Origin of the sequence: Enterobacter sp. T1-1 (assembly GCF_000710795.1) — a bacterium.
GTDB lineage: Bacteria > Pseudomonadota > Gammaproteobacteria > Enterobacterales > Enterobacteriaceae > Enterobacter > Enterobacter cloacae.
Window position 1 is genome coordinate 19043 of sequence record NZ_JALW01000071.1, and the last position, 19080, is coordinate 38122.

The following is a 19080-nucleotide window of genomic DNA, read 5'->3' on the forward strand; positions in this document are numbered from 1 at the left end:
TGACCAGCGTGATGAGTGCTTTAACACCTTCGCCCCTGCGTGTCGCCATTATTGGTGCCGGGCAGGTCGCGGACAAAGTGCATGCCTCGTATTACTCCACGCGCAGTGATGTTCAGATGGTGGCTGTCATGGACAGCCATCCTGAACAGGCTCAGGCGTTTGCTGAACGCCATGCCATTCCGTCGGCATGGCAGGACGTGAATGAAATGCTGCAGGCGGTCAAACCGGATGTGGTGAGCGTCTGTTCGCCCAACCGTTTTCATTTTGAACATGCGATGGCAGCCCTGGAAGCCGGTTGCCATGTAATGTGCGAAAAACCCCCGGCCATGACGCCACATGAAGCCGACCGGATGCGTGTGGCGGCCCGAACGGCGGGAAAAGTGCTGGCCTATGATTTTCACCACCGCTTTGCACGTGATACGCAACTGCTGCGTGAGGCGGTAATGAACGGGACATTGGGCGAAATCTACTTCACTACGGCGCAGGCATTGCGCCGCTGCGGCGTTCCCGGCTGGGGCGTTTTCACCAATAAAGCACTGCAGGGGGGCGGGCCGCTGATTGATATTGGGATCCATATGCTCGATGCCGCGATGTATGTACTGGGTTTCCCGGCGGTAAAACGCGTGACGGCGCACAGCTTTCAAAAACTGGGAAACCGCAAAAACAGTGGCCAGTTTGGTGAATGGGATCCTGCACAGTTTACCGTTGAAGATGCCCTGTTCGGGACGATTGAATTTTGCAATGGCGGCATTCTGCGTCTGGATACCTCCTTTGCCCTCAATATCCGCGAGCAGTCCATCATGAATGTCGCCTTTTGCGGTGAAAAAGCGGGGGCAACGCTGTTCCCGGCCCACATTTACACCGATGAAGGCGGAGTTTTGCAGACCCTAACCTTGCGCGAAGAGGCAGACGATCAGCGGCATTTACGCAGCATGGATGCGTTTGTCCGTCATGTCATGGGAGAGCCGGTTATGATTGCCGATGCCGAACAAGGGCTGGTGATCCAGCAACTGGTCGCCGCACTGTACGAGGCGGCAGAAAAAGGGGAAAGCGTAACGTTATGCTGAACCTGTCTGTATTAAACGATCCGGGTTTTTGCCCTCACAGCCTCAATAAATACGCGTCAATCATGGCCTGCGGCAACGGCTATATGGGCATACGTGCGGCGCATGAGGAAAACTACACGCAGCAGACCCGGGGAATGTATCTTGCCGGGCTTTATCATCGTGCAGGTCGTAACGAGACCAACGAACTGATCAACGTGCCTGACATCATCGGCATGGATATCGAACTGGACGGCATCAATTTCACCTTGCTGTCAGGGGAGATTATTGACTGGCAGCGGGAGCTGGATTTTGCCAATGGTGAACTGCGTCGTCGCGTAGTGTGGCGCTCGGCAGACGGAAAGCGCTACCGTGTGGAAAGCCGCCGTTTTGTGTCACTGGATCAACTGCCGTTGGTGGCAATGCAGCTCTCCGTCACTCCGCTGGATGCCTCATCAGACGTTATGCTGAGCACGGGGATTGATGCGACGCAAACCAACAGCGGCCGTCAGCATCTGGATGAAATCTCGGTCAGAGTCTTTGACCAGCACTACATGCAGGGCGTGTATGAAACGCAGGATCGTGCTGCGGATGTGGTGATCTCGGCATGCTGTCGTCTCTCAACCACCAGCGACAGCTGCTTTACCGCGAAAAACCGGCGTATCACGGTTCATCACGCCGTAAAGGTCGCTCAGGGTGACACTGTCACGCTTGAGAAGCTGGTCTGGGTGACGCATCGCAGCGATAAAGCGCTTTCACAGGACACGTTTGCCCGCAATGCTCTGGCTGAGCTCAAAACCTGCGCGACAAGAGGGTATGCCGCGTTACTCGAAAGCGCGGCGTGCGCCTGGAAAAAGATCTGGCATGACTGCCGGGTGGACGTCATGTCGACCGAACATCAGGATCAGCTGGCGCTGGATTACGCGGTCTGGCACCTCACGGCCATGACGCCTGCCCATGATGAACGGAGCAGTATTGCGGCCAAGGGCCTGACCGGGGAGGGCTATAAAGGCCACGTGTTCTGGGACACCGAAATTTTCCTGCTGCCTTTCCATCTCTTTACCCGACCAGATGTTGCCCGGCGTCTGCTGCGCTACCGCTGGCTTAACCTGCCGGGGGCGCGGGAAAAAGCACGCCGGAACGGCTGGCCAGGTGCCTTGTTCCCCTGGGAGAGTGCCGCGAGCGGTCAGGAAGAGACGCCGGAATTCGCAGCGATCAACATCCGCACGGGCGTACGTCAGAAAGTAGCCTCCGCGCTGGCTGAACATCATATCGTGGCGGATATCGCGTGGGCCGTTGTCGCCTACTGGCAGGCAACGCACGATGATGCCTTTATGCGCAATGAAGGCCTGACGCTGCTCATGGAAACCGCGTTGTTCTGGATGGGACGCGCGACGGAAGTTGGCGACCGTCTGGAGATCCATGACGTGATCGGGCCGGATGAATACACGGAGCACGTGAATAACAACGCCTACACCAACTATCTGGCGTGGCACAACGTCGCCAGTGCCTGCCGGTTTATGTCGATGTTTGAGCGTGAAGATGCGCGTTTTACGGAAAATGCGCAACGGTTCCTGGCGCGCTTATGGCTGCCCGAGGCTAACGCCGACGGGGTCATACCGCAGGATGACACCTTCATGTCCAAACCGGCGATCGATCTGAGCCGCTATAAAGCCAAAGCGGGCAAGCAGACCATTCTGCTGGATTACTCGCGCGCTGAAGTTAACGAGATGCAGATCCTCAAACAGGCCGACGTGGTAATGCTTAATTACCTGTTGCCGGAACGCTTTACGCCGCAGCAGTGCGCGGCCAACCTGGCATTCTATGAGCCGCGCACAATTCATGACTCGTCTCTGAGCAAAGCCATCCACGGCATTGTGAACGCGCGCTGTGGTGATACAGAAGGGGCTTACGCCTTCTGGCGTGATGGCATTGCCATCGATCTGGGCGACGATCCGCACAGCAGTGATGACGGTATTCATGCTGCCGCAACGGGTGCGATCTGGTCAGGTGTTATTCAGGGATTTGCCGGGCTGCAGATCGTGGACGGGGAGTTACATCTGGCACCCAGGATGCCTGCGCACTGGCAAAGGCTGGCGTTTCCGCTGCGTTGGCAGAATGCGCAGCTGCACTTCATCGTGACGAAAGAGGCACTTACGGTGACCAGTTCTGCTCCCGTCACGCTAACGCTCTGGGGTAAAACCCTCCAGCTTTCGGGACGGCAGGTCTTGTCCTGCAAGGATTTTCTTACGTCTGTTACTGGGACCGCTACCACGGAGGGGAGAGATGAACCTTAATGCCGTTGTATTCGATCTGGATGGGGTGATCACCGACACCGCTCATCTGCACTTCCTGGCCTGGCGCGCTGTCGCGAAGGAGGTCGGGATCACCATTGATGAGGCCTTCAATGAAACGCTGAAAGGGATTAGTCGCATGGACTCCCTGCAGCGGATCCTGCGTCACGGTGGCAAAGAAGACGCGTTCGATGAACAGCAGCGCCTGGCGCTTGCGCGTAAAAAAAATGCGCTCTATGTCCAGTCGCTGGCTTCGCTTACGCAAGCGTCACTGCTCCCGGGCATTCGTGAGGTGCTGGCCGACATACGCGCGGCAAACGTCAAAATTGGGCTGGCGTCTGTTTCACTCAACGCTCCCGGCATTTTGCAGGCGCTGGGGATCCACAGGGCGTTTGATTTCTGTGCCGATGCGTCCCGTATTGCCCGCTCCAAACCGGACCCGGAAATCTTCCTTGCCGCCTGCGCGGGTCTTAACGTCCTCCCGGAGGAGGCCATCGGGATTGAGGATGCCGCCTCCGGCGTTGAGGCGATCAACGCCGCAGGGATGTTGTCGGTGGGAATAGGGGCAGGCCTCAACCATGCGGGACTTCAACTTCATTCAACGCGGGAGCTGACCTGGAAATGCCTGACAGATTTCTGGGCTTCCCGGACGGTACTGATAAGGAATTAAGAATGGCGCAACTATCGCTAAAACATATCCAAAAAATCTATGACAACCAGGTCCATGTGGTCAAAGATTTCAACCTCGACATTGAGGATAAAGAATTTATCGTTTTCGTCGGGCCATCGGGCTGCGGTAAATCGACGACGCTGCGCATGATTGCCGGGCTGGAGGAGATCAGCGCCGGTGAGCTGGTGATTGACGGCGTGCGTATGAATGATGTCCCGGCCAAGTCCCGTGATATTGCGATGGTCTTTCAGAACTATGCGCTGTATCCCCATATGACGGTGTACGACAACATGGCATTTGGGCTGAAGATGCAGAAGATCGCGCCTGCCGTCATTGAAGAGCGCGTTAACTGGGCCGCTCAGATTCTTGGGCTGCGCGATTACCTCAAGCGTAAGCCCGGTGCGTTGTCGGGTGGCCAACGCCAGCGCGTGGCGTTAGGCAGGGCGATTGTGCGTGAAGCGGGCGTCTTCCTGATGGATGAACCGCTCTCAAACCTTGACGCCAAACTGCGTGTTCAAATGCGTGCCGAAATCAGCAAGCTGCATCAAAAGCTGAATACCACCATGATTTATGTGACGCATGATCAGACCGAAGCCATGACGATGGCAACCCGCATTGTGATCCTGAAAGATGGATACATTCAGCAGGTGGGCGCGCCGAAGCAGGTCTATAACGAACCGGCAAATATGTTTGTGGCAGGTTTCATTGGTTCGCCAGCAATGAACTTTATTCGGGGGGCGATCAATGAACGCTACTTCGTGACGGAAACGCTGCGTCTGGAGATCCCTGAAGATATGCTCTCGGTACTTAACGCTCAGGGATATCAACGTAAAGCCGTGGTCTTTGGCATCAGACCGGAGGATATTTTCACCTCGCAAGCCAGCGGTGAGGCGATTGCCGCCAAAATCAGCGTTGCCGAACTGACCGGTGCTGAATTTATGCTGTATGCCACCGTCGGGGGCCACGAACTGGTCGTCCGGGCAGGGGCTGCCACTGATTATGCTGCAGGGGATAATATCGGCATTCAGTTCGATATGAATAAGTGTCATTTTTTTGACGCGGAAACAGAAGCGGCAATCAGATAATAAAAATGTTCGCCGGAAATATTAATTTCCGGTTTTTTTGTTTGTCCATTATAAAGGAATATTTTAATGAGTACTCTACTAAGAAGTGCTGCGCTTATTCTATGCGCAGGGGTTAGCTACGCACACGCCTCAGAACCGGCACCACACTGGAATTTTAATATAGGTGCTATGTATGAAATTGAAAACGTCGAAGGTCAGGGGGATGATAAAGACGGATTATATGAACCCTCCGTGTGGTTTAACGCCACATGGGATGCGTGGACGATTTCCCTTGCCATGTATCAGGAAGGCCCCGTTGATTACAGCAGTATGACCCGCGGGACCTATTTTGATCGTCCCGAATTCGAGCTGCGCTATCGTTTTATTGGAACCGATGATTTTACCCTCGGCCTGACCGGCGGCTTCCGTAATTACGGTTATCATTTCAAAGATGAACACGGCGCGAAAGACGGTAGCGCGAATATGCAGCGCTACAAAATACAACCAGACTGGGATATTAAGTTAAGCGATGACTGGCGTTTCGGCGGCTGGTTTGCCATGTATCAGTTTGCCAACGACCTGGAAAAAACGGGTTATGCCGACAGTCGCGTTGAAACAGAAACGGGCTTTACCTGGACCATTAATGAAACCTTCGCGGCAAAAGTGAATTACTATTTAGAGCGCGGTTTTAATATGGACAGTTCACGTAATAACGGTGAGTTTTCAACGCAGGAGATCCGCGCCTATTTACCCATTTCATTAGGCAATACCACGCTGACGCCGTATACCCGCCTGGGGCTCGACCGCTGGTCAAACTGGGACTGGCAAGACGATCCTGAGCGTGAAGGGCATGATTTCAACCGTCTGGGCCTGCTTTATGCCTACGATTTCAATAACGGTCTTTCAATGACGCTGGAGTATGCCTATGAATGGGAAAACCACGATGAAGGCGAAAGCGATCGATTCCACTATGCGGGCGTGGGCGTGAATTACACCTTCTGATCGGCTATTCACCAGGGGCTATCAGCCCCTGGTTTTAGCGAAGAGAATCAGCGAACGAAAAGTGGGTCTCAATTAGCATCTTATGCGGGGCGGGTTTACCGGAGATACGCCTGAAAAGCAGGTCGCAGCTCTCTTCGCCCAGCTTGCGCGTGGGAATATCAAATCCAGCTGGCGCAGGCGTCAGAATCAGGGAGAGCATCGGATCGCTGTAACCCGCCACGGCAACCTGCTCAGGTAGCATCAAATTTAACTCATCCGCAGCGCGATAAAGACTCAGCAATTTCATGCTGTCGGTGGCGAATACCGCATCCGGTGGGGTGGAAGAAGACAACAACGTAATGGCCGCTGAAAGTGCGCTCTCATGGGTATAACCGCCATCAATGATCCAGTCCGGGTTAACAGCAATATTCGCCTTTTCCAGGCTGGCTTTATAACCCGCGAGACGATCAATAGACACGTGATAATCGAGTGGCGCATGCAGACAGGCAATTTTTTTCCGCCCGTTTTTAATAAACGTGTCGGTCAGCATCTCGCTGTCATGAAAATTGTCGGTATCGACGGAGTAAATATTCTGAAAGTCGCCTTCAACTTTACCGATTACGACCACCGGCACACCGTACATATCGAGCCGTGAGAAAAAGGATTCATTGGCGGGGGAACTCAGCATAATGACCCCTTTAATCATTTTCTGCTTTATTTTGCTTTCGCATTTTAGCAGGTCATCTTCACTGCTCTTTGACGTTTGCAAAATAACATCAAACCCTTCCTTTTCCGCCTTGGCGGTTATGGCGTGCAATACGTCGGAGAAAAAAGGATTGCCGGCAGTGGTTTTTGTTGAGCGGGTGGAAATCACCATAATGGCGTCAAAGCCAGATGAGGTCAGAGCGCGGGCAAGTTTATTTGGTTGATAATTTAGCTCTTCAATCGCCTTCAGCACTTTCTCCCGCGCTTCAGGAGAAATATTGGTTTGTTTATTCAACACTCTGGACACGGTTGATTTAGAAACACCAGCAACGCGCGCAATATCATAGATGGTGGGTGACATACACCTTACTCACTCCGGGACGGCAATGTCGTTCATCTTACTGGAGAAAAAACGGCAATAGCAATAATTATGAATTGATAATCAACGATCTGCCCCCATTTACTGTATTCTGAAGCAAGTCATTCCAGGCTTCCAGCGACGAAGGACGGCGATGAAGCGACTTAAAAACGAACTCAACTCTCTGGTGAACCGCGGCGTCGATCGCCATTTGCGTCTGGCGGTCACCGGGCTTAGCCGCAGTGGCAAAACGGCGTTTATCACGGCGATGGTTAACCAGCTGCTGAACCTGCATGCCGGGGCACGCCTGCCGCTGCTCAGCGCGGTGCGGGAAGAGCGTCTGCTGGGCGTTAAGCGCGTTCCTCAGCGCGATTTCGGTATCCCTCGCTTTACCTATGATGAAGGGCTGGCACAGCTTTACGGTGACCCACCCGCGTGGCCGACACCCACGAGAGGGGTGAGCGAAATCCGTCTCGCGCTGCGTTTTCGTTCCAATGAATCATTGATGCGCCACTTCAAGGATACCTCCACGCTCTATCTGGAGATTGTGGATTACCCGGGCGAATGGCTGCTCGATTTACCCATGCTGGCGCAGGATTATCTCAGCTGGTCGCGACAAATGACCGGTTTGTTACAGGGTCACCGCGCGGAGTGGTCGGCAAAATGGCGGCAGTTATGCGCAGGATTAGATCCGCTGGCACCCGCAGATGAGAACCGCCTGGCGGCGATTGCCGAAGCCTGGACGGATTATCTACATCAGTGCAAACAGGAAGGGCTGCACTTCATCCAGCCAGGACGGTTTGTTTTGCCGGGCGACCTGGCGGGTGCGCCTGCGCTGCAGTTCTTCCCGTGGCCCGACGTGGATGGCGTGGGAGAGGCAAAGCTGGCGCAGGCAGACAAGCACACCAACGCCGGGATGCTGCGCGAGCGCTACAACTACTACTGTGAAAAAGTGGTGAAAGGTTTTTATAAAAACCACTTTTTACGTTTCGATCGTCAGATTGTACTGGTGGACTGCCTGCAACCACTCAACAGCGGGCCGCAGGCTTTCAACGATATGCGCCTGGCGCTGACGCAACTGATGCAAAGTTTTCACTACGGACAGCGTACGCTGTTTCGCCGCCTCTTTTCCCCGGTGATCGACAAACTGCTGTTTGCGGCCACCAAAGCCGATCACGTAACGGTTGATCAGCATGCCAACATGGTGTCGCTGTTACAGCAACTGGTGCAGGACGCCTGGCAAAATGCGGCGTTCGAAGGGATCAGCATGGATTGTCTTGGGCTGGCTTCCGTACAGGCGACGCAAAGTGGGCTGATTGATCTTAACGGCGAGAAAATCCCGGCCCTGCGGGGGAATCGCCTCAGCGACGGCGAACCGCTGACCGTGTATCCGGGCGAGGTGCCCGCACGCCTTCCGGGGCAGGCATTCTGGCAGAGTCAGGGCTTCCAGTTTGAAGCCTTCCGCCCACAGGTCGTGACCGTCGATCAGCCATTACCGCACATTCGTCTGGATGCGGCGCTGGAGTTTTTGATTGGAGATAAATTGCGATGACGGAACCGTTAAAACCCCGCATTGACTTTACCGGGACGCTTGAGCAGGCGCAGCAGGAGGCCTTTAAAACGGCGCAGACGTTCAGCGGCGAGCAGGCAGAACATTTTGCGCCGGCCCTGACTGACGAGCCGTCCGTTGAGGAGGGCCAGGCGGAAGCGGTCGTTGAGGCTGCTTTACGTCCGAAACGTAGCCTGTGGCGTAAGATGGCCACGGCCGGGCTGGCGCTCTTCGGCGTAAGCGTGGTGGGACAAGGCGTGCAATGGGGTATCAACGCCTGGCAAACCCAGGACTGGGTGGCGCTGGGCGGTTGTGCTGCGGGGGCGTTGATCGTGGGGGCAGGCGTAGGGGCGGTTGTCACCGAGTGGCGTCGACTGTGGCGTCTGAGGCAGCGTGCGCATGAACGGGATGAAGCACGCGATCTGCTGCACAGCCACGGTACCGGAAAGGGTCGGGCATTCTGCGAAAAGCTGGCGGCGCAGGCGGGGATTGACCAGTCGCACCCGGCACTGCAGCGCTGGTATGCCGCCATTCACGAAACGCAAAATGACCGGGAGGTGGTGACGCTCTACTCGCATATGGTGCAGCCTGTGCTGGATGCTCAGGCGCGGCGCGAGATTAGCCGCTCTGCGGCGGAATCAACGCTGATGATCGCGGTCAGTCCGCTGTCGCTGGTGGATATGGCGTTCATCGCCTGGCGTAACCTGCGCCTGATAAACCGTATCGCCAGTCTTTACGGTATTGAGCTTGGCTACTACAGCCGGCTGCGGCTCTTTAAGCTGGTGTTGCTGAACATCGCCTTTGCAGGTGCCAGTGAGCTGGTGCGCGAAGTCGGCATGGACTGGATGTCGCAGGATCTGGCGGCCCGTCTCTCAGCGCGTGCCGCGCAGGGAATTGGGGCAGGGTTGTTAACCGCACGTCTGGGCATTAAAGCGATGGAAGTCTGCCGACCACTGCCATGGCTCGACGGAGATACACCGCGCCTGGGCGATTTTCGTCGTGAATTGATTGGGCAGCTCAAAGAGACGCTCAATAAAAAACCGGTTCAGTAACCGGTTTGTTTACTTATCGTGCTGGCTGTCAATCTTTCTTGACAGCCATCTTCCGCATCACCGTGTTCTGACATATCATTTTAAGGTTATTGGCTTAAAACGGTGAATTTCCCATGCGTCTTGAAGTCTTCTGTGAAGACCGTCTCGGTCTGACCCGCGAGTTACTCGATCTCCTTGTTTTACGTAGCATTGACTTACGTGGCATTGAGATTGATCCTGTCGGGCGAATTTACCTCAATTTTGCCGAAATTGAATTTAATACTTTTAGCAGCCTGATGGCTGAAATCCGCCGTATCGCTGGCGTTACGGATGTACGCACCATTCCCTGGATGCCGTCTGAGCGCGAGCACCTCGCATTGAGCGCCTTGCTTGAAGCCATGCCAGAGCCTTTCCTGTCACTGGATTTGAAAAGCAAAGTTGAGCGGGTAAACCATGCGAGCTGCCAGCTGTTCGCCCAGAGCCAGGACAAGCTCACTCATCACCATGCCGCGCAGCTGATCCCGGGGTTTAATTTCCAGCGCTGGCTGGACAGCAACCCGCAAAATACGCATAGCGAGCATGTGGTGATCAACGGGCAGAATTTCCTGATGGAGATTACGCCGGTGTACCTGAAAGGAGAGAACGACACTCGCGTTCTGACCGGGGCCGTTATCATGCTGCGCTCTACCGTGCGGATGGGCCGTCAGTTGCAAAATCTCTCCAGCCAGGATGTGGGAGCGTTCAGCCAGATCATTGCCGTCAGCCCGAAAATGCGTCATGTGGTCGATCAGGCCCGTAAGCTCGCCAGCCTGACCGCGCCACTGCTGATTACCGGCGATACCGGGACCGGGAAGGATCTGCTGGCCCACGCCGTGCATCTTGCCAGCCCACGCGCGGCAAAACCGTATCTGGCGCTGAACTGTGCCTCTATTCCTGAGGATGCCGTCGAAAGCGAGCTGTTTGGCCACGCCCCGGAAGGCAAAAAAGGCTTCTTCGAGCAGGCGAACGGCGGTTCCGTGCTGCTGGACGAAATTGGCGAAATGTCGCCGCGCATGCAGGCCAAACTGCTGCGCTTCCTGAACGATGGGACCTTCCGTCGCGTAGGGGAGGATCACGAAATTCACGTGGATGTGCGCGTGATTTGTGCCACCCAGAAAAACCTCGTTGAGCTGGTACAGAAAGGGATGTTCCGGGAAGATCTCTACTATCGACTGAACGTGTTGACGCTAAACATTCCGCCGCTGCGCGATTGTCCACAAGATATCATTCCGCTGACGGAGCTGTTTGTGGCACGCTTCGCCGACGAGCAGGGGGTTCCGCGTCCGAAACTGTCAGCCGATCTGGGTACGGTGCTGACGCGCTACGGCTGGCCGGGAAATATTCGTCAGCTGAAAAACGCCGTTTATCGTGCGCTGACGCAGCTGGAAGGGTACGAGTTGCGTCCACAGGATATCCTGTTACCGGATTACGATGCCGGAACGGTATCGGTGGGCGAAGAGGCGATGGAAGGCTCGCTGGATGATATTACGAGCCGTTTCGAGCGTTCCGTGCTGACACAGCTTTATCGCAGCTACCCAAGCACGCGTAAGCTGGCAAAACGCCTGGGGGTATCCCATACCGCGATTGCGAATAAGCTTCGTGAATATGGACTCAACCACAAGAAGGGTGACGAATAACGATAAAAGCCTCTGTAAAGAGGCTTTTTTTTTGCACTTACTCTTTCGCCAGAGGCGTGGTAACTACCTCGACTTTTGTCTCTCCCTGAATCCCCGCAATTTTCTGTTCAACCTCTTTCACCTGTTCCTTGCTGTGAAGCAGGGTATAGGTCAGGTCGAACTGCGTGCTGGCGCCAGGTTGTAGCTGCTTAACGCGTTTCTGCTCGCGTTCAATGGTAACGGGATAGGCGTAGCTGGTACCCGGCTCAATACCCGTGACATAGCCCTGTTTGAGCGTATCGGTATTTTTCCATAAGGTCAGGACAGGCAACTGCCGCGTGTCGAACTGAATTGACGCACCTTTGTCTCCCGCTTTATTGACCACTGCCGCCAGGGTTTCATGATTATTATCCGCAAGCGGTTTGATATTGAAGACCATTTCATCAAAGCCCTGAGTGGGGCCAGCGTAGGTTTGCCAGTTATCCAGACCCGCTTTGGCATAGTCATTGAAAGGACCAATGCTGGCAGCCGGCACAAGGAAGCGGGCACCTTCTTCGAGGATTGGGGTACCAAAGTTGCTGTGATAGATAATCTGATAATCATGAGGATAATCAGCATGGTTAGTCAGAACATCATGCAGGCTGAACTGGTTGCTGCCCGGTACGTAACGCAGTTCGGTCATCGTCTGCAGATCTGCTTTTTTAAACGTGCTCTCTTTGATTAATCCGCGAATGCGAATTTCATGCGGTGCGGCATCAGCAACATCGACTTCCACCTGCGACGCAGGCGTATTTCCCGCCTTGCCGTGCAGGGTATAAATCTGCCCGTCAGCCGTGACCGGGTGGCCTGTCCATTCATAGCCGCAACGAACCATCATTTCGTTGAAACCTTCCAGCCAGCCAAGTCCGTTTCGACTCTCCAGATTGATATAGGCCGGATTCACCACCTCTTTGACAGGAGAATCCCACCCCATTCGGGTACCAAAGCCTTCGACATGCAATAGATTCATCCCACGCGTCGGGCTGAGGGTAATTGTCAGACCATTTTTGCTGCTGACAACGATTACCTTGCTGCCTTCCTGCTTGCCACCATGCAGAACTTTTTGCTCGATGCTGAAAGGCTGTCCCTTAAACTTCAGCTCATCGCTGGAAATTTTCCAGTTTCCTTTCTCCACGCCGCTTTCAGCGCTTGTCAGCACCCAGGTTTTAGCGGCGGCATGTCCAGATATCAGTACCGCAAGAACCGTAAAAGCCAGTTTAATCTTCATATTTAATCCCTTTTGCTGAAACGATTTTTTATCACGTAAGCAAATCTAATGTTTAGGCGAGAAGGGAAATGTGACGGGCTTCACTGGCGGAGAAATTGCGGTTTTTAAACCTTTATTATGTGTTAGCGATCTCGTTATGGTGAGAATGGAACGTTTTTATTTCATGATATATGTGATTTTAGAACGTTTTTGCTTTAACGATTCAGCTATTGAGGCAATAAAAAACCCCGCATCGGCGAGGTTTGGAACGCAAGGTCTATCCTTAAATAAACCTTTTATTTCATTACATTGCTAAGCTTTATAAAATGCCTGTAAATAATCAGGCTTTCAGTGATCCCAGCGCAGCGGTGTAGTCAGGTTCGGTGGTGATTTCGTTGACCAGTTCGCTGAACACGACGTTATCGTTTTCATCGATTACCAGCACGGCACGCGCCGCCAGGCCTTTCAGTGGGCCTTCAGCAATGCCAACGCCGTATTTTTCCAGGAAATCCGGGCTGCGCAGAGTTGAAAGGGTAATGACGTTGCTCAGACCTTCAGCACCGCAGAAACGGGACTGCGCGAATGGCAGGTCTGCTGAAACGCACAGCACCACGGTGTTGTCCATTTCAGTGGCCAGCTGGTTGAATTTGCGCACGGATGCGGCACAGACGCCGGTATCAATGCTTGGGAAAATGTTCAGTACTTTGCGTTTGCCAGCAAACTGGCTCAGTGTGACGTCAGACAGATCTTTAGCCACCAGAGTAAAAGCCTGCGCTTTGCTGCCAGCCTGAGGAATGGAACCTGCTACAGCAACCGGGTTGCCCTGGAAATGAACGAGTTGTGACATAGATATCTTCCTGTTTACATATAGTTAACGTCGAGGCTAGTGTATGCCATCAGCGGATAACACGGCAAACCAATTTTTTCGCCTTACCGGGCTGCAAGGAGTCAGTGATGAGAAGCGTTAAGGTCTATGAAGAAGCCTGGCCATTGCATACCCCGTTTGTGATCTCCCGTGGCAGCCGCAGTGAAGCCTGCGTGGTGGTGGTCGAAATAGAAGAAGAAGGGGTTAAAGGGGTTGGTGAATGCACGCCTTATCCTCGCTACGGAGAAAGCCTTGCCTCGGTGATGGCGCAAATTATGACCCTGGTACCTGACCTGCAAACCGGGTTGACGCGTGAGGCGTTACAGCAGCGTTTACCTGCCGGGGCGGCCCGTAATGCAATTGACTGTGCGCTGTGGAGTCTTGAGGCGGCGAAGCAGCAGATATCCTTACCGTCGCTGGTTGGCGTGACGCTTCCGGAGAAAGTGGTTACCGCGCAAACGGTGGTGATTGGCGAGCCGGAGCAGATGGCTGCCAGCGCAAAAGCGCTCTTTGAGGCTGGCGCCACGCTGCTGAAGGTGAAACTCGACGATCGCTTGATCAGTGAACGCATGGTCGCCATTCGCGCGGCGGTGCCGGACGCAACGCTGATTGTCGACGCCAACGAGTCATGGCACCCGGAAGGGCTGGCCGCGCGCTGCCAGCTGCTGGCCGATCTGGGTGTGGCTATGCTGGAGCAACCGCTTCCCGTACAGGATGATGCGGCATTGAAGAACTTTATCCACCCATTGCCGATCTGCGCCGATGAAAGCTGCCATACCCGCGAGAGTCTCGACGGTTTAGCGGGCTGCTATGAGATAGTGAATATCAAACTCGATAAAACCGGTGGGCTGACCGAGGCGCTGGCGCTGGCGTCGCAGGCACAGGCGAAGGGGTTTGCGTTGATGCTGGGATGCATGCTCTGTACTTCCCGGGCGATTAATGCGGCGCTACCGCTGGTGAATCAGGTCCGGTTTGCCGATCTCGATGGCCCGACCTGGCTGGCGGTTGACGTTTCGCCTGCGCTCACCTTCACCAGCGGAGTGCTTCATCTTTGAGGCTGCCAGCGCAGAAGATCTACCATCGCTTTCAGGTATTTTTCGCTGGCTTCGTCGGAAGATATTGGGGGGAATTCAGCGGTGATGCAATGCAAATCCAGATCGGCGCACCAGCTACCAAATGACCCCGGGGTTTCATAGCCGACGCTGCTGACCAGAGGCAGGGCAAAGGCATCGGCAAGCCACTGCCCCAGCGCGGAGTGGCGGGGATCTTCAATACAGGCCAGCGGATCGTGAAATGAGACAACCCACGCGGGGTGGATCTTGTGGATTAACTGGCAGAGTGCCTGTGTTTCTGGCTCTGAGCCGGGTTTTTCTCCCGTCAGTAACACCACGTCACGCTCTTCAGCCGAGCTGTTCCAGCGGTATACCGTTTCACCGGCGCGCCAGTTGGCCGCCGGGAAGTTGCGGTTTAAGTCTATCCCTCTCGCATTCGCCCGCAGCCCAAGCTGACAGCCATCCGGGTTGACGGTCAGGATCACATGATGCCGGCGTAGTGTCGGTGCAAGGGTGCGTAACGCGCAGGAGAGGGTGACGATCGAGGAGTTCTCATCGCCGTGCGTTCCCGCAATAATCAGGCCGCTATGACGATCGGCATCCGGTGCGGGAAACCAGATTAGCGGTGCACCTAAGAAAGACTGGCCATAATGTTCGGTGCCTGGCGGGAAAGCGCCACGTTCCGTTCTTGGTCGGGTAACTGCCATAGGAAATCCTGATAAAGAAGTGCTTACTGGCAGTGTTGTGCAAAACCCACGTTTAATCAAATAGTTTCATCGAAGAACGAAGATTGCCAGATATCACCTTTCCGGCTTAAGGTATTTGCATTTCGCCGTTTCGAAACAAATAATTACGCATTCGCGTATTACCGATTTCTAAAGGGGATCTCATGAAGCATCCTGTTTCGCTGCTTTTTTCTGCACTGTGCCTTTGCGGGCTATCGTCATTTTCTTACGCTGCTGATGTGCCAAAGGGGACGGTGCTGGCGCAAAAACAGGAACTGGTCAGACACATCAAAGACGAACCCGCGTCACTGGACCCGGCCAAGGCCGTGGGGCTACCCGAGATTCAGGTGATTCGCGATCTGTTTGAAGGCCTGGTTAATCAGAATGAGAAAGGGGAGTTGACGCCGGGCGTGGCGACGCGCTGGCAGAGTAACGATAACCGCATCTGGACATTTACCCTGCGTGATGATGCAAAATGGTCTGACGGCACGCCGGTCACGGCGCAGGATTTTGTCTACAGCTGGCAGCGTCTGGTTGACCCGAAAACCACCTCGCCGTTTGCCTGGTTTGCTGCTCTGGCAGGCATTAACAACGCTCAGGCGATTATTGATGGCAAAGCGGCGCCCGATACGCTGGGGGTAACGGCGGTGGATGCCAGAACGTTACGCGTTCAGCTCGATAAACCGCTGCCGTGGTTTAGCAACCTGACGGCAAACTTCGCGTTCTATCCGGTTCAGAAAGCAAACGTCGAAAGCGGTAAAGAGTGGACGCGTCCGGGATCCCTGGTGGGCAATGGTGCCTATGTGCTGAAAGATCGTGTGGTGAATGAGAAGCTGGTCGTTGTGCCGAATACCCACTACTGGGATAACGCGAAAACTGTTCTTCAAAAAGTGACGTTTATTCCGATCAACCAGGAGTCTTCCGCCACCAAACGCTACCTGGCAGGTGATATTGATATCACCGAGTCGTTCCCGAAAAACCTGTACCAGAAATTGCTCAAGGATATTCCTGGACAGGTATACACGCCGCCGCAGCTGGGAACGTATTACTATGCATTTAACACGCAAAAGGGCCCGACCGCCGATTCCCGCGTGCGTCTGGCGCTGAGTATGACCATCGATCGCCGGATTATGGCGGAGAAAGTGTTAGGTACGGGAGAAAAACCAGCCTGGCATTTCACGCCTGATGTGACGGCAGGTTTCACGCCAGAGACATCACCGTTTGAGCAGATGTCGCAGCAGGAGTTAAACGCGCAGGCCAAAACCTTGCTGCAGGCGGCGGGGTATGGTCCTCAGCGTCCACTGAAGCTGACCCTGTTGTATAACACTTCAGAGAACCATCAGAAAATCGCGATTGCGGTGGCTTCGATGTGGAAGAAGAACTTGGGGGTAGACGTCAAACTGCAAAACCAGGAGTGGAAAACCTATATCGATAGCCGAAACACAGGGAATTTTGATGTGATCCGCGCGTCCTGGGTCGGGGACTACAACGAGCCATCGACCTTCCTGTCGCTGCTGACATCAACCCACAGCGGCAATATCTCCCGTTTTAACGACCCGGCTTACGATAAGATCATCAATCAGGCGACGCTTGAAACCACCGCCGAAGCCCGTAATGCGGATTACAACCGGGCGGAGAAGATCCTCACGGAAAAAGCGCCAATTGCGCCGATCTACCAGTACACCAACGGACGTCTGATTAAACCCTGGGTGAAGGGATATCCGATCAATAACCCTGAAGATGTGGCGTATAGCCGCACGATGTATATTGTGAAGCATTGAAAAACGCGAGTCCGCTAATTTATTTCCCCTCCTGATACTGCGCTGGCCCGATATCACGTGCCAGCGCTTTTTCTGTTCATTGTAGATCGTGAAAACGGCGCTGTATTGATACTGTGTTTTACAGCGCTGGGTATTGCTCTTTTTTTTAATTAAGAGAAATATTCATATTTTGAATATATTGCATTTCGTTAAAAAAACTGTCCATTATTGGACTTTTTAATGGGGGTCGCGTCTTGCGGCAGCGTGTAAACATTGATGCGGGTCATATTATTAGGTGGCGCTGTAGATATTTTCTCTCGTATTGATTTAAATCAATAACGTTGCTTTGTTTGGATATGGATCTTCATTTTTTCACAGAAATAGCCACTAATGATGACTATTTTCGGAGTTGTGGTTGATATTTCTTTATGAAAAGGCATGCTGCAAAACCATATTTTATTTATATAGAGTAAAATTCTTAAGGAATGTCTTAATTTGGCCTTTGATTCCAGGTAGTTGATCTATTGTAGCGTTTTGTTCTAATATTGATTTATTCAGAAACGTCGTTAACTTCAACAAACATTCCTTAAGGAAAGGGACTGCTATGGCTGATACGTTCCAGAACGAAGTGCCTAAGGCACGCATTAATTTAAAACTTGCATTGCATACCGGAGGGGCGCAGAAGAAAGTTGAGCTACCCCTTAAATTACTCACTGTCGGTGATTTCAGTAACGGTAAAGAGAGCCGACCATTATCTGAAAGAAAGAAAATTAACGTCAACAAAAATAACCTCAACAGTGTACTTTCGGAATTTAACCCGGAGGTCAATATGACGGTTCCGAATACGCTGGCGGGTGAGCGTACGGAAGAGAATGTGACGCTGCGCTTTTCAGATATGAAAGATTTTGAACCCGAACAGGTGGCCCGACAAATTCCCCAGCTTCGTGCCATGCTGGCGATGCGTAATTTATTACGTGACCTCAAGTCCAATCTGCTGGATAACGCCACTTTCAGAAAAGAGCTCGAGAAAATTCTTAAGGACCCGGCGCTGTCTCAGGAATTACGTAACGAAATGAGTGCCCTGGCCCCGAAATAAAAACGGGCGCGTCTTTTAATGGATTAAACGAGAGAATGCTGATGTCTGTTAATACTGAAAATGGCTCCGCGCAGGGGCTGACCACTGTGCTGGAAAAAGAGAGCGTCTACGCCTCCCTGTTCGACAAAATCAACCTGACCCCGGCCACAAGCCTGGGCGATATCAATGCGTTTCTGGACGATGCCGCACTGTCTGATGCTCCGGCAGGTGAGCGCCTGACAGCGGCAATGCAGGTATTTATGGACTGCATCCGCAAATCCGGCCAGCCAGTGGAAAAACTCGATAAAACCCTGATTGACCACCATATCGCGGAGCTGGATTTCCAAATCAGCCGCCAGCTGGATGCGGTGATGCATCATGCAGAATTCCAGAAGGTGGAATCCCTGTGGCGTGGACTGAAGCAACTGGTGGACAACACCGACTACCGCCAGAACGTGAAAACGGAAATTCTGGATGTGTCAAAAGAGGATCTGCGACAGGACTTCGAAGATGCGCCGGAACTTATCCAGAGCGGCCTGTACTGGCACACCTATACCGCTGAATACGACACCCCGGGCGGCGAGCCGATTGGCTCGGTTATTTCAGCGTACGAATTTGACGCAAGTCCGCAGGACGTGGCGCTGTTGCGCAATATCTCGAAAGTCTCTGCCGCCGCGCATATGCCGTTTATCGGTGCCGTCGGGCCGAAATTCTTCCTCAAGGAATCGATGGAAGAGGTGGCCGCGATTAAGGACATCGGTAACTACTTTGACCGTGCCGAATACATCAAATGGAAATCCTTCCGCGACACCGACGATGCCCGTTATATCGGCCTGGTGATGCCGCGCGTGCTGGGGCGTCTGCCTTACGGTCCGGACACGGTTCCGGTTCGCAGTTTCAACTATGTTGAGCAGGTGAAAGGTCCGGACCACGAAAAATACCTGTGGACAAGCGCATCTTTCTCCTTCGCCTCCAACATGGTGAAGAGCTTCATCAATAATGGCTGG

General features: G+C 53.6%; 16 protein-coding genes. 12 read left to right on the plus strand and 4 right to left on the minus strand.

Annotated elements, in window-relative coordinates:
• Positions 1-8: 8 nt before the first annotated feature.
• The 5 genes from AK59_RS0120430 (at position 9) to AK59_RS0120450 (ending at position 6073) form a co-directional block, all read left to right on the plus strand.
• Complete coding sequence (locus AK59_RS0120430; protein ID WP_029883670.1) at positions 9-1067, plus strand: Gfo/Idh/MocA family protein; 1059 nt, start codon at positions 9-11, stop codon at positions 1065-1067.
• Entirely contained in the window at positions 1061-3340 is a 2280-nt protein-coding gene (locus AK59_RS0120435; RefSeq protein WP_029883671.1) for a glycoside hydrolase family 65 protein, read from the plus strand. The genes AK59_RS0120430 and AK59_RS0120435 overlap by 7 nt, the downstream gene beginning before the upstream one ends.
• Complete coding sequence (gene pgmB / locus AK59_RS0120440) at positions 3330-4007, plus strand: beta-phosphoglucomutase (RefSeq protein WP_029883672.1); 678 nt, start codon at positions 3330-3332, stop codon at positions 4005-4007. The genes AK59_RS0120435 and pgmB overlap by 11 nt, the downstream gene beginning before the upstream one ends.
• A gap of 2 nt (positions 4008-4009) precedes the next feature.
• Positions 4010-5092, plus strand: coding sequence for an ABC transporter ATP-binding protein (locus AK59_RS0120445; protein WP_029883673.1), 1083 nt, complete (start codon positions 4010-4012; stop codon positions 5090-5092).
• A gap of 66 nt (positions 5093-5158) precedes the next feature.
• Positions 5159-6073, plus strand: a complete 915-nt coding sequence (locus tag AK59_RS0120450) for an OmpG family monomeric porin (protein WP_029883674.1) — start codon at positions 5159-5161, stop codon at positions 6071-6073.
• A 34-nt stretch (positions 6074-6107) separates the two neighbouring features.
• On the opposite strand, the gene AK59_RS0120455 is transcribed toward AK59_RS0120450, so the two are convergent.
• On the minus strand, positions 6108-7118 hold the full coding sequence (locus tag AK59_RS0120455) for a LacI family DNA-binding transcriptional regulator (protein WP_029883675.1): 1011 nt from the start codon (positions 7116-7118) through the stop codon (positions 6108-6110).
• Between the two features lie 151 nt (positions 7119-7269).
• Here AK59_RS0120455 and AK59_RS0120460 point away from each other — a divergent pair, with 151 nt between their 5' ends.
• The 3 genes from AK59_RS0120460 (at position 7270) to tyrR (ending at position 11371) form a co-directional block, all read left to right on the plus strand.
• Positions 7270-8667: a YcjX family protein gene (locus AK59_RS0120460; RefSeq protein ID WP_029883676.1), complete on the plus strand. Its 1398-nt coding sequence runs from the start codon at positions 7270-7272 to the stop codon at positions 8665-8667.
• Positions 8664-9716 (plus strand): YcjF family protein, encoded by a 1053-nt coding sequence (locus AK59_RS0120465; protein WP_029883677.1) that lies wholly within the window; start codon positions 8664-8666, stop codon positions 9714-9716. The genes AK59_RS0120460 and AK59_RS0120465 overlap by 4 nt, the downstream gene beginning before the upstream one ends.
• A 113-nt stretch (positions 9717-9829) precedes the next feature.
• On the plus strand, positions 9830-11371 hold the full coding sequence (tyrR, locus tag AK59_RS0120470) for a transcriptional regulator TyrR (RefSeq protein WP_029883678.1): 1542 nt from the start codon (positions 9830-9832) through the stop codon (positions 11369-11371).
• 37 nt (positions 11372-11408) lie between these two features.
• On the opposite strand, the gene AK59_RS0120475 is transcribed toward tyrR, so the two are convergent.
• Positions 11409-12617: an aldose 1-epimerase family protein gene (locus AK59_RS0120475; protein WP_029883679.1), complete on the minus strand. Its 1209-nt coding sequence runs from the start codon at positions 12615-12617 to the stop codon at positions 11409-11411.
• 319 nt (positions 12618-12936) lie between these two features.
• Complete coding sequence (tpx, locus tag AK59_RS0120480; protein WP_029883680.1) at positions 12937-13443, minus strand: thiol peroxidase; 507 nt, start codon at positions 13441-13443, stop codon at positions 12937-12939.
• A 107-nt stretch (positions 13444-13550) separates the two neighbouring features.
• Between tpx and ycjG the strand changes: the two genes are divergently transcribed.
• Positions 13551-14516, plus strand: coding sequence for an L-Ala-D/L-Glu epimerase (gene ycjG / locus AK59_RS0120485; protein ID WP_029883681.1), 966 nt, complete (start codon positions 13551-13553; stop codon positions 14514-14516).
• Here the strand turns inward: ycjG and mpaA are convergent.
• Positions 14507-15220: a murein tripeptide amidase MpaA gene (gene mpaA, locus AK59_RS0120490; RefSeq protein ID WP_013096425.1), complete on the minus strand. Its 714-nt coding sequence runs from the start codon at positions 15218-15220 to the stop codon at positions 14507-14509. The genes ycjG and mpaA overlap by 10 nt on opposite strands.
• Positions 15221-15402: 182 nt before the next feature.
• On the opposite strand from mpaA, the gene AK59_RS0120495 reads away from it, so the two are divergent.
• The 3 genes from AK59_RS0120495 to tssC all read left to right on the plus strand — a co-directional run.
• A complete protein-coding gene (locus tag AK59_RS0120495; protein ID WP_029883682.1) occupies positions 15403-17019 on the plus strand; it encodes a peptide ABC transporter substrate-binding protein in 1617 nt (538 codons plus the stop codon).
• A gap of 583 nt (positions 17020-17602) precedes the next feature.
• Positions 17603-18094 (plus strand): type VI secretion system contractile sheath small subunit, encoded by a 492-nt coding sequence (tssB, locus tag AK59_RS0120500; protein ID WP_013096428.1) that lies wholly within the window; start codon positions 17603-17605, stop codon positions 18092-18094.
• A gap of 35 nt (positions 18095-18129) precedes the next feature.
• A partial coding sequence (gene tssC, locus AK59_RS0120505; protein WP_032618709.1) for a type VI secretion system contractile sheath large subunit occupies positions 18130-19080 on the plus strand: 951 nt, incomplete at its 3' end.